Source organism: Rhodococcus sp. OAS809 (assembly GCF_040546695.1).
Taxonomy (GTDB): domain Bacteria; phylum Actinomycetota; class Actinomycetes; order Mycobacteriales; family Mycobacteriaceae; genus Rhodococcus_F; species Rhodococcus_F qingshengii.
On the sequence record NZ_JBEPOI010000002.1, the window covers coordinates 3,489,030 to 3,502,364 of the forward strand.

Annotated in this window: 11 protein-coding genes; 5 read left to right on the forward strand and 6 right to left on the reverse strand. The window is 62.6% G+C overall.

The genetic code is table 11. The features are described 5' to 3' along the window. Positions 1–209 precede the first annotated feature (209 nt). Positions 210–1,028 carry an HAD-IB family hydrolase gene (locus tag ABIE52_RS19340; RefSeq protein WP_003946123.1) on the forward strand — a complete coding sequence of 273 codons (819 nt, stop codon included), beginning with the start codon at positions 210–212 and terminating at the stop codon, positions 1,026–1,028. 391 nt (positions 1,029–1,419) lie between these two features. Here the strand turns inward: ABIE52_RS19340 and ABIE52_RS19345 are convergent, their stop codons facing one another. From ABIE52_RS19345 to ABIE52_RS19365, 5 genes are all read right to left on the reverse strand, one after another. Further along, positions 1,420–2,169, reverse strand: a complete 750-nt coding sequence (locus ABIE52_RS19345; protein WP_003946100.1) for a Fic family protein — start codon at positions 2,167–2,169, stop codon at positions 1,420–1,422. A 56-nt stretch (positions 2,170–2,225) separates the two neighbouring features. After that, the gene (locus ABIE52_RS19350; protein WP_087503825.1) at positions 2,226–3,950 is read right to left on the reverse strand and encodes a dipeptide ABC transporter ATP-binding protein; all 1,725 of its coding nucleotides are present in this window, start codon (positions 3,948–3,950) and stop codon (positions 2,226–2,228) included. A 5-nt stretch (positions 3,951–3,955) separates the two neighbouring features. Continuing rightward, positions 3,956–4,912: an ABC transporter permease gene (locus tag ABIE52_RS19355; RefSeq protein ID WP_019746638.1), complete on the reverse strand. Its 957-nt coding sequence runs from the start codon at positions 4,910–4,912 to the stop codon at positions 3,956–3,958. Continuing rightward, complete coding sequence (locus ABIE52_RS19360; RefSeq protein ID WP_003946101.1) at positions 4,905–5,831, reverse strand: ABC transporter permease; 927 nt, start codon at positions 5,829–5,831, stop codon at positions 4,905–4,907. The genes ABIE52_RS19355 and ABIE52_RS19360 overlap by 8 nt, the downstream gene beginning before the upstream one ends. Before the next feature lie 125 nt (positions 5,832–5,956). Next, on the reverse strand, positions 5,957–7,573 hold the full coding sequence (locus ABIE52_RS19365; protein ID WP_192712909.1) for a peptide ABC transporter substrate-binding protein: 1,617 nt from the start codon (positions 7,571–7,573) through the stop codon (positions 5,957–5,959). Between the two features lie 364 nt (positions 7,574–7,937). Between ABIE52_RS19365 and acs the strand changes: the two genes are divergently transcribed. Beyond that, positions 7,938–9,869: an acetate--CoA ligase gene (gene acs / locus ABIE52_RS19370; protein ID WP_050655293.1), complete on the forward strand. Its 1,932-nt coding sequence runs from the start codon at positions 7,938–7,940 to the stop codon at positions 9,867–9,869. A 37-nt stretch (positions 9,870–9,906) separates the two neighbouring features. Here acs and ABIE52_RS19375 read toward each other — a convergent pair whose 3' ends face one another. Further along, positions 9,907–10,332, reverse strand: coding sequence for a MarR family transcriptional regulator (locus tag ABIE52_RS19375; RefSeq protein WP_042446697.1), 426 nt, complete (start codon positions 10,330–10,332; stop codon positions 9,907–9,909). Positions 10,333–10,439: 107 nt separating this feature from the next. Between ABIE52_RS19375 and ABIE52_RS19380 the strand changes: the two genes are divergently transcribed. The 3 genes from ABIE52_RS19380 to ABIE52_RS19390 all read left to right on the forward strand — a co-directional run bounded on the left by ABIE52_RS19380 (position 10,440) and on the right by ABIE52_RS19390 (position 13,328). Continuing rightward, positions 10,440–11,519, forward strand: a complete 1,080-nt coding sequence (locus ABIE52_RS19380; protein ID WP_058227138.1) for a substrate-binding domain-containing protein — start codon at positions 10,440–10,442, stop codon at positions 11,517–11,519. A 124-nt stretch (positions 11,520–11,643) separates the two neighbouring features. After that, on the forward strand, positions 11,644–12,264 hold the full coding sequence (locus ABIE52_RS19385) for an AmiS/UreI family transporter (protein WP_003946099.1): 621 nt from the start codon (positions 11,644–11,646) through the stop codon (positions 12,262–12,264). Positions 12,265–12,290: 26 nt separating this feature from the next. After that, on the forward strand, positions 12,291–13,328 hold the full coding sequence (locus tag ABIE52_RS19390; protein WP_003946093.1) for an aliphatic amidase: 1,038 nt from the start codon (positions 12,291–12,293) through the stop codon (positions 13,326–13,328). Positions 13,329–13,335 lie beyond the last annotated feature (7 nt).

The window sequence follows — 13,335 nt, forward strand, 5'->3', positions numbered from 1 at the left end:
CCCCGCCAATGGGGGGAGGAGGCGGGGGCCGTCTGAGTTCAGCCCCGGGGGGTCGGGCTGAACTAGTTCGAACGAATCGAACAGCAACGATCTTACACCCGCCATCGGCGAGAAATGCAAGCCTGAGCTGCACTGAACTGCTGTTTTTCGCCGAAAGAGGACGCTTGCCGAAGAGCACACGAACCGCCTGTCGGACTATCCTCAATCCTGTGACCGACAAGCCTGCGAACGGACTGAATACCGGGCGGACAGCCGCTTTCTTCGATTTGGACAAAACGATCATCGCGAAGTCGAGCACCCTGGCGTTCAGCAAGCCATTCTTCGCACAGGGTCTGATCAATCGACGCTCGGTTCTCAAGAGCAGCTATGCGCAATTCCTGTTTCTACTGTCCGGCGCCGATCACGATCAGATGGAGCGCATGCGCGAGCATCTGACGGCGATGTGTGCGGGCTGGGACGTGGAACAGGTGAAGGCCGTCGTCGCGGAGACTCTGCACGACATCGTCGATCCACTCGTCTTCGCCGAGGCGGCCGATCTGATCGCAGATCACAAGCTGCGTGGACACGACGTCATCGTCGTGTCTGCTTCGGGTGAAGAGATCGTCGCACCGATCGCCCGCGCCCTCGGCGCCACCCATTCCGTCGCGACGTCGATGAGGGAGGAAGACGGCCACTACACCGGCGAGGTGGACTTCTACTGCTACGGCCCCGGCAAGGTCGAAGCCATGGAAAAACTCGCCGCGGAGTACGGTTACGACCTCGCCGCCAGTTACGCCTACTCCGACTCGGTGACGGATTTACCCATGCTCGAGGCTGTCGGACATCCGACCGCAGTCAACCCCGATCGAGCGTTGCGCAAGGAAGCAGCCGTAAACGGTTGGCCCATACTGACTTTCTCGAATCCGGTCTCACTTCGTGCCCGATTGTCGGCCCAGTCCACGACCACGGTGGCCACTACCGCTGCGGTGGGAATCGCAGCTCTGGTGGCCGGCGCCATGACCTTCGGGCTACTGCGCCGGAAACGCTGAAATCCAAGGCCCACAAACAAAAATTGGTACTTGCTGTGAGCCCGGACACAGGGTACAAAGGAGTTACGGAAGAACGGAAGGCCAGGAACGGCTCGGAAGAGAAGGACCGTTTCCCCAACCGAAATTCCTAGCACGGGCACTAGGGCACCCACGCGGAGCACAAGCCACTATAAGGGCAGAAGCGTTGTGGGCCTGCGAGATTCGTTCAATTTGAGCGAGGACCCCGCACAGGTTGCGGGGACGACCTCAGAAAGCGCGATCCCTCGCCGAGGCCACCCACACAACCCACCGAGCACGCTTGGTAACGAGTAGTCCGTGCTGACGGGCGGCGAAGTCGATTTATCGGCAGCGCCGCCCGTTCGTTATGTTCCGACAGGCGCAATTTGCCGGACTATCCGGTAGCGGCGTCGGCAATCGAAGTCGCCTCTCGCGCACCGGCTTCGAGAGCACCACAGCACAGAATCACCCAGCTGCCGACGCCCGCCGGATTTCCCGAAGCGAATCCTGCCGCGCCGTCCGTATACGCCTGTGGCCGCCGAAGCCAACTGACCTCGGGGACCCCGAGATTGTGCGGATCCAGTCCCGACGAGACCGCAACCAGACGCGAGGCCGCGCGGGCGACGATGCCGTCAGCGGTGCCGAACGGGCTCAGCGCCAAGAGTTCTCCGTGTACGACGGCCGCCAGAACAGGTGCCGGTGCACTGGTTCCGCCTGTAACGAGTTGGGCGAGAGCGTCCAACCGCTCCCCCACTCCGCGATCCGACCGTGGCCGCCCCAGTTGATCTGCGTCCTCGACGAGATCCGCCGCGGCCAACAGGTGCAGCCGGGCCAGAGCCTGAAGTGGGGCGCGCTTCCACGTCGACTCCATGAGCGGAAGGCTGTCGCCGTCGAGAGCCTGAGCCACGCGCAGAGCACCCGCGAGAATCGGATCACCGGCCATGCCCTCGGTCGGCAATTCGGTGGTGCCACCGGCGAGCGATGCGGAAGCGCGCGCGGCACGAACCGCGGCTTCGGCGGCAGTGGTGGGCCAACCGCGACGGTTGGTCTTGTGCCGATGAACCTCACCCAGAGCATCGCGCGCATGATCGGCGGCGGCGCGTACGCCTGGAAGATCGACGAGGGGCTGCAAGGGGTCCGTCACGATCAACGACGGTACCCTTGCAGCCCCTCTGCGGACTTGCCTACCTACCTGTTGCGTCAGCTTCCCAGCTTGATGGACCCACCGGGAATCGCGTCGAGCAACTTGCGGGTGTAGTCCTGTTGCGGATTACCGAACACGTCGTCGATCGGTGCCGATTCGACGATCGAGCCACGCGACATCACCAACACGTTGTCCGCGATCTGACGAACCACGGCCAGGTCGTGCGTGATGAAGAGGTACGTCAACCCGAACTCTGCCTGCAGGTCGTTGAGCAGGGTCAAGATCTGATCCTGCACGAGCACGTCGAGAGCGGAGACCGCCTCGTCGCAGATCACGACCTCCGGTTGCAGTGCCAACGCTCGCGCAATTGCGACGCGCTGACGCTGTCCGCCGGAGAGCTCGTTCGGGAACCGTCGCATGACCGACTGGGGCAGACCGACCTTGTCGAGAAGTTCGCGGACGCGAGCCTCCCGTTCGGCTTTGGTCCCGACCTTGTGGGTACGCAGCGGCTCTTCGATCGTGCGGTAGATCGAGTACATCGGGTCGAGCGTGCCGTAAGGGTTCTGGAAGATCGGCTGCACTCGACGACGGAACGCAAATGTTTCCTTCGCACCGAGTTTCGACACGTCCTGACCGTCGAAGACCACGTTGCCTGCAGTGGGCTCGAGCAGACCGAGGACCATCTGTGCGACCGTCGACTTACCGGAACCCGATTCGCCGACGATTGCAGTCGTGGTTCCGCGGCGGACCTTGAAGGACACGTCGTTCACGGCTGTGAAGTCGGTGGTCTTGCGGAAACCCTTGCGCAGCTTGAACACCTTGGTCAGATGATCGACGACAAGAACGTCGTCGGTCACCTTGCCGAACGACTCTGCCGCACTTTCCTCGGCCTTGACCGCTTCGGCGACCTCTTCCGCCTGTTCGCGAATCTCGGCGCGCGCCACCGACGAGCTGAGCCGCTTCGACGCCAACGACGGCGCAGCCGCGACCAGCTTCTGCGTGTACGGATGCTGCGGGCGCTTCAGAATCTCCAGTGCCGGACCGGATTCGACGATACGACCCTTGCTCATCACGATCAGATGCTCGGCGCGCTCGGCGGCCAGGCCAAGATCGTGAGTGATGAGCAGAACGGCGGTGCCGAGTTCCGTAGTCAGACCGTCGAGGTGGTCGAGGATCTGACGCTGGACGGTGACGTCGAGCGCCGACGTCGGCTCGTCCGCGATCAGGAGTTTCGGACGAGCGGACAACCCGATCGCGATGAGTGCGCGCTGACGCATACCGCCCGAGAACTCGTGCGGGTACTGCCCCAACCGGCTCTCGGCTTCGGCGAGTCCTGCCTCCTCGAGCAGTTCGGCGGCCCGAACCTTGGCTGCCTTGCCCTTGGCGATCCCGTTGGCGGCCAGTGCTTCCTCGATCTGGAAGCCCACTTTCCACACGGGATTCAGATTCGACATCGGGTCCTGCGGAACCAAACCGATCTGGCTTCCCCGGATGTGGACGAAGTCCTTCTCCGAGACCTTCGAGATGTCCTTGCCGTCGAAGATGATCTCGCCTGCCGTCACCTTGCCGGTGCCGGGAAGCAGATTGATGATCGAGTGGGCGGTGGTGGACTTACCCGAACCCGATTCGCCGACGATCGCGACCGTCTGACCCGGGTAGACGGTCAGGCTGACGCCTCGAACTGCCGGAACCGGACCGGAATTGGACTGGAAAGACACCTCGAGATCACGAATCTCGAGCAACGGAGTTTCCTCCGAGGTGAGAGTTTCCTTGGTGGTCATCGTGCTCACCGCTTCCGCGACTTGGGATCGAGGGCGTCGCGCAGAGCGTCACCCATCATGATGAATCCGAGAACGGTGATCGCCAAAGCCGTTGCCGGGTAGAACAGAATGGTCGAACCCTGACGCAGCGTCACCTGAGCGTTGCTGATGTCGCCGCCCCACGAAACCTCGGTGGACGGAAGACCGATACCGAGGAAGGACAGCGTCGCCTCGGCAACGATGTACGTACCGAGCGAGATGGTGGCGACCACGATGATGGGCGCCAACGAGTTCGGGATGACGTGGCGGATCAGTGTCTTGAGCTTCGAGACACCCAACGCTTCCGAGGCCATGACGTAATCGTTGTTCTTCGCCGAGATCACCGCGCCTCGAGCGATTCTTGCCATCTGCGGCCAGCCGAAGAGCGCCAGCACACCGACGACGGTCCAGATGGTGCGATCGGTGAACAGCTGCATCAGGACGATGGCAGCCAGGATCAGCGGGATGCCGAAGAAGATGTCGGCGACACGGGAGAGGATCGAATCGGTCCATCCGCCGTAGAAACCGGACAGCGCACCGAAGATCACGCCGATCACCAGCACCGACGCAGTGACACCGACGCCCACGAGTACGGATGCGCGAGCACCGTAGATGGTGCGCGAGTACACGTCACAGCCCTGGCGGTCGAAACCGAACCAGTGCCCTGAGGTCGGCCCCTGCATGCTGTAGGTCAGGTCGCAGAACCGCGGATCGGTGCTCGTGAACAAGCTCGGAAACGCTGCGATGACGATGACCGCGAGGATGATGATCGTCGAGATGATGAACAGGGGGCGCTTGCGTAGGTCGCGCCACGCGTCGGTCCACATGCTCGTCGGCGCCTGATCGAGTTTGACGGCGTCCGTCTCCCCCGGTGCCGCAACTTCGGGCGGTGCCACGAAATGACTTTGCCGGACGGCGCGTCCGGTCTTCACGGTCTCAGACATAGCGGATCCTCGGATCGAGCGCGGCGTACAAGAGGTCGACGAGCAGATTTGCGATCAGGTAGATCACGATGAGAATGGTGACGAACGAAACCACCGTCGGCGCTTCACCTCTGGTCACGGCCTGGTAGATCGTGCCGCCGACGCCGTTGATGTTGAAGATGCCCTCGGTGACGATGGCGCCGCCCATCAACGTTGCGAGGTCGGCGCCCAGGAACGTGACCACGGGGATCAGCGAGTTGCGCAACACGTGCACGCGAACCACTCGTCCACGGGAAAGTCCCTTGGCGGTGGCAGTGCGCACGTAGTCGGCACTCAGGTTCTCCGCCACGGACGTTCGGGTCAGTCGCAGGACGTAGGCGAACGAGACCGAACCCAGAACCAGGGCGGGGAGCAGGAGATTCTTGAAGCTGGTGTTGCCACCGACCGTCGGCGGGACGATGCCCCATTTGACGCCGATGAAGAACTGAGCCAGGAAGCCGATCACGAAGATCGGGATGGCGATGAGAACGAGGCTGAACAGCAGGACGGTGCTGTCGAAGAATCCGCCCTTACGCAGGCCTGCGATGAGGCCGAAGCCGACACCGAAGACGGTCTCGACGATCAGTGCCATGAAGGCAAGTTTCATCGTGATCGGAAATGCCTGTGCCAGAACTTCACTGACAGGTCGTCCGGAGAACGACGTGCCGAAGTCCAGCGTGAAGATGCCCTTCAGGTACAGCAGGTACTGCTGATAGAAGGGGAGATCGAGGTGGTAGCGCTCCCGAAGCTGTGCTGCCACAGCCGGACTGAGCGCCTTGTCGCCCGCCAACGCGGCAATCGGATCACCGGGAAGCAGGAAGACCATGGCGTAGATCAGAAGAGTGGCCCCGAGAAAGACCGGGATCATTTGAAGCACTCGGCGACCGATGTACCAGAGCATCGGATCACCTCCTTGTCGATGATCGTGTACGTCAGCGGACAGTCCGGTGTCAACACGAGTTCGGGACGGCAGGCAGGGCGCCTGCCGCCCCGAACTCACGTTTCAGATGCGGATCGTTCTACGCGTCAGTTCTTTTCGATGTCTTCGTAGACCGGAATGCCGTTCCAGCTGATGGTCACGTTGGAAACGTTCTCCGACCATCCACTGGCTGCGTTGCGGTACCACGTCGGAATTGCAGGCAGGTCCTTGAGCAGCACTTCCTGAGCCTGATCGAGCAGTTCCTGAGCCTTCGCCTTGTCCGTCTGGCCGGCCGATTCGCGCAGGAGGCGGTCGAACTCGGGGTTGGAGTACTCACCGTCGTTGGAGCTGCCGCCGGTCTGGTAGTTCTGCGCCAGGAAGCCGTACTGCTGCGGGTAGTCACCCTGCCAGCCGGAGCGGAACGCGCTCTGGATGGTGCGGTCGGTGGCTTCGGTGCGGATCTGCGCAAAGGTGGCGTACTGCTTGCCCTTTGCGTCGATGCCGAGCGTGTTGCGGATGCTGTTCGCCGTGGCGTCGACCCATTCCTGGTGTCCGCCGTCGGAGTTGTATCCGATCTCGAAGCTGCCGGACCACGGAGCGATGGCGTCGGCCTTGGCCCAAGCGGCCTTGGCTGCCTCGGGGTCGAACTTCAGGTTGCCGTTACCGGTCAGCGAGTCGTTCCAACCCTCGATTGCGGGGCTGGTGAAGTCGAGTGCAGGCGTCCTGGTCTTGTTGAAGATCTGCTGCGTGATCTGATCGCGGTTGATCGCCATCGAGATCGCCTGACGGCGGAGCATGCCCTCTTCACCACTGAAGTGCGCCAGGCGCCCCGGGATCGTGAACGTCTCGATGGTTGCCGACGGCTGGTTGACCGTGCGACCGGCAAGATCCGACTCGAAGGTCGTGACCGCGCTCGGCGGGACCTGGTCGAGAACGTCGACGTTGTTGGCGAGGAGATCGGTGTACGCCGTGTCGAGGCTGTTGTACATGATGAAGTCGACGCCGGCGTTCTTCGGCTTACGGTTGCCGTTGTAGTCCGGGTTCACGACGGTGTCGATGCGGACGTTGTGCTGCCACGCGCCGGTTCCGTCGAGCTTGTACGGGCCGTTGCCGATCGGGTTCTCACCGAAGGCGGTCATGTCCTTGAACGCGACCTCGGGCAGCGGGTAGTACGCCGTGAAGCCGAGGCGATCGGGGAACGCCGACTCGGGCTGCTTGAGTTCGATGGTGAAGGTGGAGTCGTCCACAACCTTCAGACCCGACATGGTCTGTGCCGTCGGAACCTCGGCGGCAACTTCGTCGTAGCCCTTGATCGGATCGAAGAACGATGCCTGAAGCTGAGCGTTGGTGGAGAGGGCGCCGTAGTTCCACGCGTCGACGAACGACTTCGCGGTGACGGGGGTGCCGTCCGTGAAGGTCCAACCGTCCTTGAGCTTGACGGTGAAGTTCTGACCGTCGGTGCTCTCGATGGACTCGGCAACCTCGTTCTCCGTACCGCCGTCTGCGGTGTACGAAACGAGACCGGAGAACAGCGAGTCGAGGACGCGGCCGCCCATGTTCTCACTCGTGTTCGTGGGGATCAACGGGTTCTGAGGCTCGCCCGCCCAGGCGTTGACGACGCCACTGGACGATCCGCCCGACGAATCGCCGGACGAACATGCCGTGATCAGCACTGCCGTCATTCCGAGCGCGACCGCGCCCGTCGCTATGCGTGAGATACGCAAAGGAATTCCTTCCACATCTAAGTGACCCCGAGCATGCTCGCGGCCTGCCGACAGCCGTAACTGCCGGCGTCGTGTCGCCTACAACTGAAAGTGAACGTGACTTCGAGTTGTGGTCGAATAATGGTTTGACAATAGACACATCCGACGCGGGGCGCGCATCGCACCCATTGTCCGCAATTCCAAGGGAAATCTGTCCGCGCCCATTCACTCGTCGGCGGAAGCGACCACCCGTCGCATCAATTCGACCGATCGTCGCAGGACAACGGGTTGCAACGTGATGCAACGGTGCGTTTACGCGAGCTTGTGACTACCCTCACACGGAGTCAGAAAAGTGTCGATCAAAGTGGAAAGAAGGCCGTCAGCCATGACAAGCGCAGCCGAAACAGACGTCCCCCAGGCATATCCGCCGAGCGCAGAGTTCGCTGCGGCCGCCAACGCGGGACCGGAGTTGCAGGCTGCTGCAGATACCGACCGCCTCGCTTTCTGGGCGAATCAGGCTGAGCGCCTTCACTGGCACGAGAAATGGACCGACGTCCTCGACTGGACCGACGCCCCCGTCGCCAAGTGGTTCGTCGGCGGAAAACTCAACGTCGCCTACAACTGCGTCGACCGCCACGTCCTCGCCGGCAACGGCGACCGCATCGCCATCCACTTCGAAGGCGAACCAGGCGATTCCCGCGACCTGACCTACAACGACCTCCTCGCCGAAGTCAGCCGCGCCGCAAATACTTTCACCGACCTCGGCCTCGTCGCCGGTGATCGCGTCGCGATCTACATGCCGATGATCCCCGAAGCGATCGTCACCATGCTCGCCTGCGCCCGCCTCGGCCTGACCCACTCCGTCGTCTTCGCCGGATTCTCCGCCACCGCCCTACGCTCGCGCATCGACGACGCCCAAGCCAAGCTCGTCGTCACCGTCGACGGCCAGTGGCGACGCGGCGCCGCAGCACCCATCAAAACAGCGGTCGACGAATCCGTCGCCGGCGCCGAATCCGTCCAGAACGTGTTGGTGGTCAACCGGACCGGCATCGACGTCGACTGGACCGACGGCCGCGACCTGTGGTGGCACGAAACCGTCGCACAGGCTTCACCCGAGCACGAGGCGCAGGCCTTCGACGCCGAACATCCCCTGTTCATTCTCTACACCTCCGGCACCACCGGAAAGCCCAAGGGCATCATCCACACCTCCGGCGGCTACCTCACCCAGGCCTCGTACACCCACCACAACGTCTTCGATCACAAAGCGGGACAAGACGTCTACTGGTGCACCGCCGACATCGGCTGGGTCACCGGACACTCCTACATCGTCTACGGACCCCTCTCGAACGGCGTCACCCAGGTCGTCTACGAAGGCACCCCCAACTCCCCGAACGAGCACCGCCACTTCGACATCATCGAGAAGTACGGCGTCTCCATCTACTACACCGCACCCACCCTCGTGCGGACGTTCATGAAGTGGGGCCGCGAGATCCCCGACGCCCATGACCTGTCCTCGATCCGCCTCCTCGGATCTGTGGGCGAGCCCATCAACCCCGAAGCGTGGCGCTGGTTCCGAGAGGTCATCGGCGGCAACAAAGCCCCCATCGTCGACACCTGGTGGCAGACCGAGACCGGCGCGATCATGATCTCCCCACTCCCCGGTATCACCGCCACCAAACCCGGATCCGCGATGGCCCCACTGCCCGGTATCTCCGCCAAGATCGTCGACGACGACGCCAAGCCCCTCGGCCCCGGCGGCAACGGCTACCTCGTCCTCGACGAGCCGTGGCCGGCGATGCTCCGCGGCATCTGGGGCGACATGGACCGCTACCGCGACACCTACTGGTCCCGCTACGCCGAAGAAGGCTGGTACTTCGCCGGTGACGGCGCCAAGTACGACGACGACGGCGCACTCTGGGTCCTCGGCCGCGTCGACGACGTCATGAACGTCTCCGGTCACCGCATCTCCACCTCCGAAGTGGAATCAGCACTGGTGAACCATCACGGAGTCGCCGAAGCCGCCGTCGTCGGTGCCGCCGACGAGACCACCGGACAGGGCATCGTCGCGTTCGTCATCCTCCGTGAAGGCGTCGAGAACACCGGCGACGTCCTCATCGCCGAACTCAAGGCTCAGGTCTCCACCGACATCAGCCCCATCGCCAAACCGCGTCAGATCACGATCGTGCCGGAACTGCCGAAGACCCGGTCCGGCAAGATCATGCGCCGCCTCCTGCGCGACGTCGCCGAAGGCCGCGACCTCGGAGACACCTCGACCCTGGTCGACCCCAAGGTATTCGACGCCATCCGCGGTAAGTAGGGCCTTCGGCCCCTGTGCGCCTTTTTGGTAGTCCCCACTACCGGAAAGGCACACAGGGGCGAAGCCCCTCTCGCAACTTCACTTCCTCTTTCGACGTCAGCCAGGACTCCTCGGCTACCCGGATGTCTGCGGCAACCCTCTTGTGCAAGGACTTTCCGCGAGAGGAGAGAAACACGCGTACCTTCCGACGGTCGTCCTCCCCGACTTCGCGGTAGATGAGCGCGAGCGAGACCAACTTGTCCGCAACTCGCGTCAGCGTCGGAGCCGGTGTTCCCGTTCGATCGCGCAGCTCAGCCATCGTCAGCCCCTCGGTCGACGCCAGGGCTTCGAGCGTCATCCAGTGATCAAGAGTGAGATTCTCTGCCGCCAGCGCCTTCTCCGCCGCTGCCGCGGCCATTCGAGCTGCTCGGACCAGCGCAGTCGTCAGCGACGCATCAAGAATTCCGGAGTCACTTTTTCCCACTGATCGCTCCCCCGCTGTTGCGCAGTTCACACTTCTCGGGCAATACTTTCAAATGAAATGATAGTAACCCAGGCCAGGCCGCTGACTCCCGATTCCGGCGGCGACGCATGAGCGCTACCGGCGCGCTCGAACGCGCGCGCAGCGCGGTGTGGCGCCTGGGCATGGTGGTTCCCCTTCAGGGGCCGGCCGGACTGTTCGGCCCCTCCTGCGAAGCAATCAGCGAGTTGGCCGCCCGCGACCTCAACAACTCCGGTGGCGTACTGGGACGCGAAGTCCAGATCGAAGTGATCGACGGCGGCGCTTCGCCGAGCGTCGTCGCCGCCCGCGTGGGACAACTACTCGACGCCGGCGACATCGACGCCGTCAGCGGTTGGCACATCTCCTCTGTCCGCCACGCTCTTGCACCCGTGGTCGCGGACCGCATTCCGTACTCGTACACCTCGCTCTACGAGGGCGGCGAGGTCAGGTCCGGCATCTACTGCTCCGGCGAAACACCACGGCAGCAGATCGCGCCGGCGCTGAAGTGGCTGCGCGACAACGTCGGAGCGCGTAAGTGGTTTGTCGTCGGGGACGACTACATCTGGCCGCACAGCTCTCTCGGAGCCGTGAGGCAATTCGCCACCGAACTCGATCTCAGCCTTGTCGGCGGTTCGTTTGTCGACCTGGGGCGCGGCAACATGAAACAACTGGTCGAGACCGTCTCGAACTCCGGTTGCGACGGCGTGATCATGCTCCTCGTCGGCCAGGACGCCGTCGATTTCAACCGCGCCTTCGCCCGCCGCGGCCTCGACGAGTCGATGATCCGGTTCAGCCCGTTGATGGAAGAGAACATGCTGCTCGCGAGCGGGCCGAGGGCAACCCGCAACCTGTTTGCCTCCGCCGCGTACTTCCGTTCGATGGTCGACGGCAACTCCATGGATCTTCTCGGGCGCTACATCGCACTGCACGGCGCGCACGCTCCGGCGCTGAACAATGCCGCCGAATCGTGTTACGAAGGGATACATACCCTTTCGGCCCTGGTGCGGCGCGCCGACAGCACTCATCCGCGTGACCTGGACGCCGTCGTCGAGGGTGCCGCGTACGACGGGCCTCGCGGAACCGTCGAGTTTCGTGATCGTGTTGCACGACAGAAGATTCAGCTCGCCGTCGCCGACGGACTCGACTTCTCGATCATCGCAACGCTCTGAGATTTTCCCACTGAGATCTCGCTCTTGACTTCTGTGGCGCGCATCACTTAGTTTCATTTGGAATCATTTCATTTGAAAGTAACCCGTCCCGAAGTAACCGTCCCGAAGTAACCGGAGGTGCCCGATGGGCAGTGTTGGTTTGCTTTACGTGGGAGCCGTCCTCTTCGTCAACGGACTGATGCTGCTCGGCACAGTTCCCGTTCGATCCGCCTCGGTCCTCAACCTCTTCGTCGGCGCACTTCAATGCGTCGTCCCCACCGTCATGTTGATTCAGGCTCAGGGAGATTCGAGTGCCGTCCTGGCGGCCTCAGGGCTCTATCTGTTCGGATTCACCTATCTCTACGTGGGCATCAGCAATCTCGCCGGCTTCGAGCCGGAAGGAATCGGGTGGTTCTCGCTGTTCGTCGCGTGCGCCGCGCTCGTGTACTCCTTCCTCTCTTTCACAGTGAGCAACGACCCCGTCTTCGGGGTCATCTGGCTCGCATGGGCAGCGCTGTGGACGCTGTTCTTCCTGGTACTCGGGCTCGGCCGCGAGAATCTCAGTCGCTTCACCGGCTGGGCAGCGGTCCTCCTGAGCCAGCCCACGTGCACGGTCCCCGCATTTCTGATCCTGACCGACAACTTCCACACCACACCCGCCGTCGCGGCCGGTTGGGCCGGAGCACTTCTGGTTCTCCTGGGCCTGGCCAAGATCCTCGCTGCACCCAAAACCGCAGTACCCCAATCCCGTCCAGTCTTCAACTGATCGACACAACCAAGGAGTGAAAGACAATGCGACACGGTGACATCTCCTCGAGCAACGACACGGTCGGCGTAGCAGTGGTCAACTACAAGATGCCCCGCCTGCACGATCGCGCCGGTGTCCTCGAGAACGCGCGCAAGATCGCCGACATGATGATCGGCATGAAGACCGGCCTCCCCGGAATGGATCTGGTGGTCTTCCCCGAATACTCCACGCAGGGAATCATGTACAACGAGGAGGAGATGTACGCGACAGCAGCCACCATCCCGGGCGACGAGACCGCGATCTTCTCCGCAGCGTGCCGCGAAGCCGACACCTGGGGAATCTTCTCCATCACCGGCGAACAGCACGAAGACCACCCGAACAAGCCCCCGTACAACACGTTGATCCTCATCGACAACAAGGGCGAGATCGTTCAGAGGTACCGAAAGATCCTGCCCTGGTGCCCCATCGAAGGGTGGTACCCGGGAGACACGACGTATGTCACCGAAGGCCCGAAGGGGCTGAAGATCTCGCTCATCATCTGCGACGACGGCAACTACCCGGAGATCTGGCGCGACTGCGCGATGAAGGGTGCAGAACTGATCGTCCGTTGCCAGGGATACATGTACCCCGCCAAGGACCAGCAGGTGATGATGTCCAAGGCAATGGCCTGGGCCAACAATTGTTATGTGGCAGTTGCCAATGCGGCCGGATTCGACGGCGTCTACTCCTACTTCGGACACTCCGCGATCATCGGATTCGACGGCCGGACGCTGGGTGAAACCGGCGAAGAAGAATACGGAATCCAGTACGCGCAGCTTTCCGTCTCAGCCATTCGCGACGCACGCGAGAACGATCAGTCCCAGAACCACATCTTCAAACTCCTCCATCGCGGCTACTCCGGTGTCCACGCAGCAGGTGACGGAGACAAGGGCGTCGCGGACTGCCCGTTCGAGTTCTACAAGCTGTGGGTCACCGACGCCCAGAAGGCTCAGGAACGCGTCGAGGCCATCACCCGAGACACAGTGGGTGTAGCGGATTGTCGCGTCGGAAACCTGCCGGTCGAGAAGACAATCGAAGCGTAAGGATCTC

Coding starts and splice junctions, on each gene's coding strand:
- ABIE52_RS19355 (WP_019746638.1), bottom strand. CDS start 4,912: ATGTCTGAGACCGTGAAGACCGGACGCGCCGTCCGGCAAAGTCATTTC.
- ABIE52_RS19385 (WP_003946099.1), top strand. CDS start 11,644: ATGGGCAGTGTTGGTTTGCTTTACGTGGGAGCCGTCCTCTTCGTCAAC.
- ABIE52_RS19360 (WP_003946101.1), bottom strand. CDS start 5,831: ATGCTCTGGTACATCGGTCGCCGAGTGCTTCAAATGATCCCGGTCTTT.
- acs (WP_050655293.1), top strand. CDS start 7,938: ATGACAAGCGCAGCCGAAACAGACGTCCCCCAGGCATATCCGCCGAGC.
- ABIE52_RS19350 (WP_087503825.1), bottom strand. CDS start 3,950: ATGACCACCAAGGAAACTCTCACCTCGGAGGAAACTCCGTTGCTCGAG.
- ABIE52_RS19390 (WP_003946093.1), top strand. CDS start 12,291: ATGCGACACGGTGACATCTCCTCGAGCAACGACACGGTCGGCGTAGCA.
- ABIE52_RS19380 (WP_058227138.1), top strand. CDS start 10,440: ATGAGCGCTACCGGCGCGCTCGAACGCGCGCGCAGCGCGGTGTGGCGC.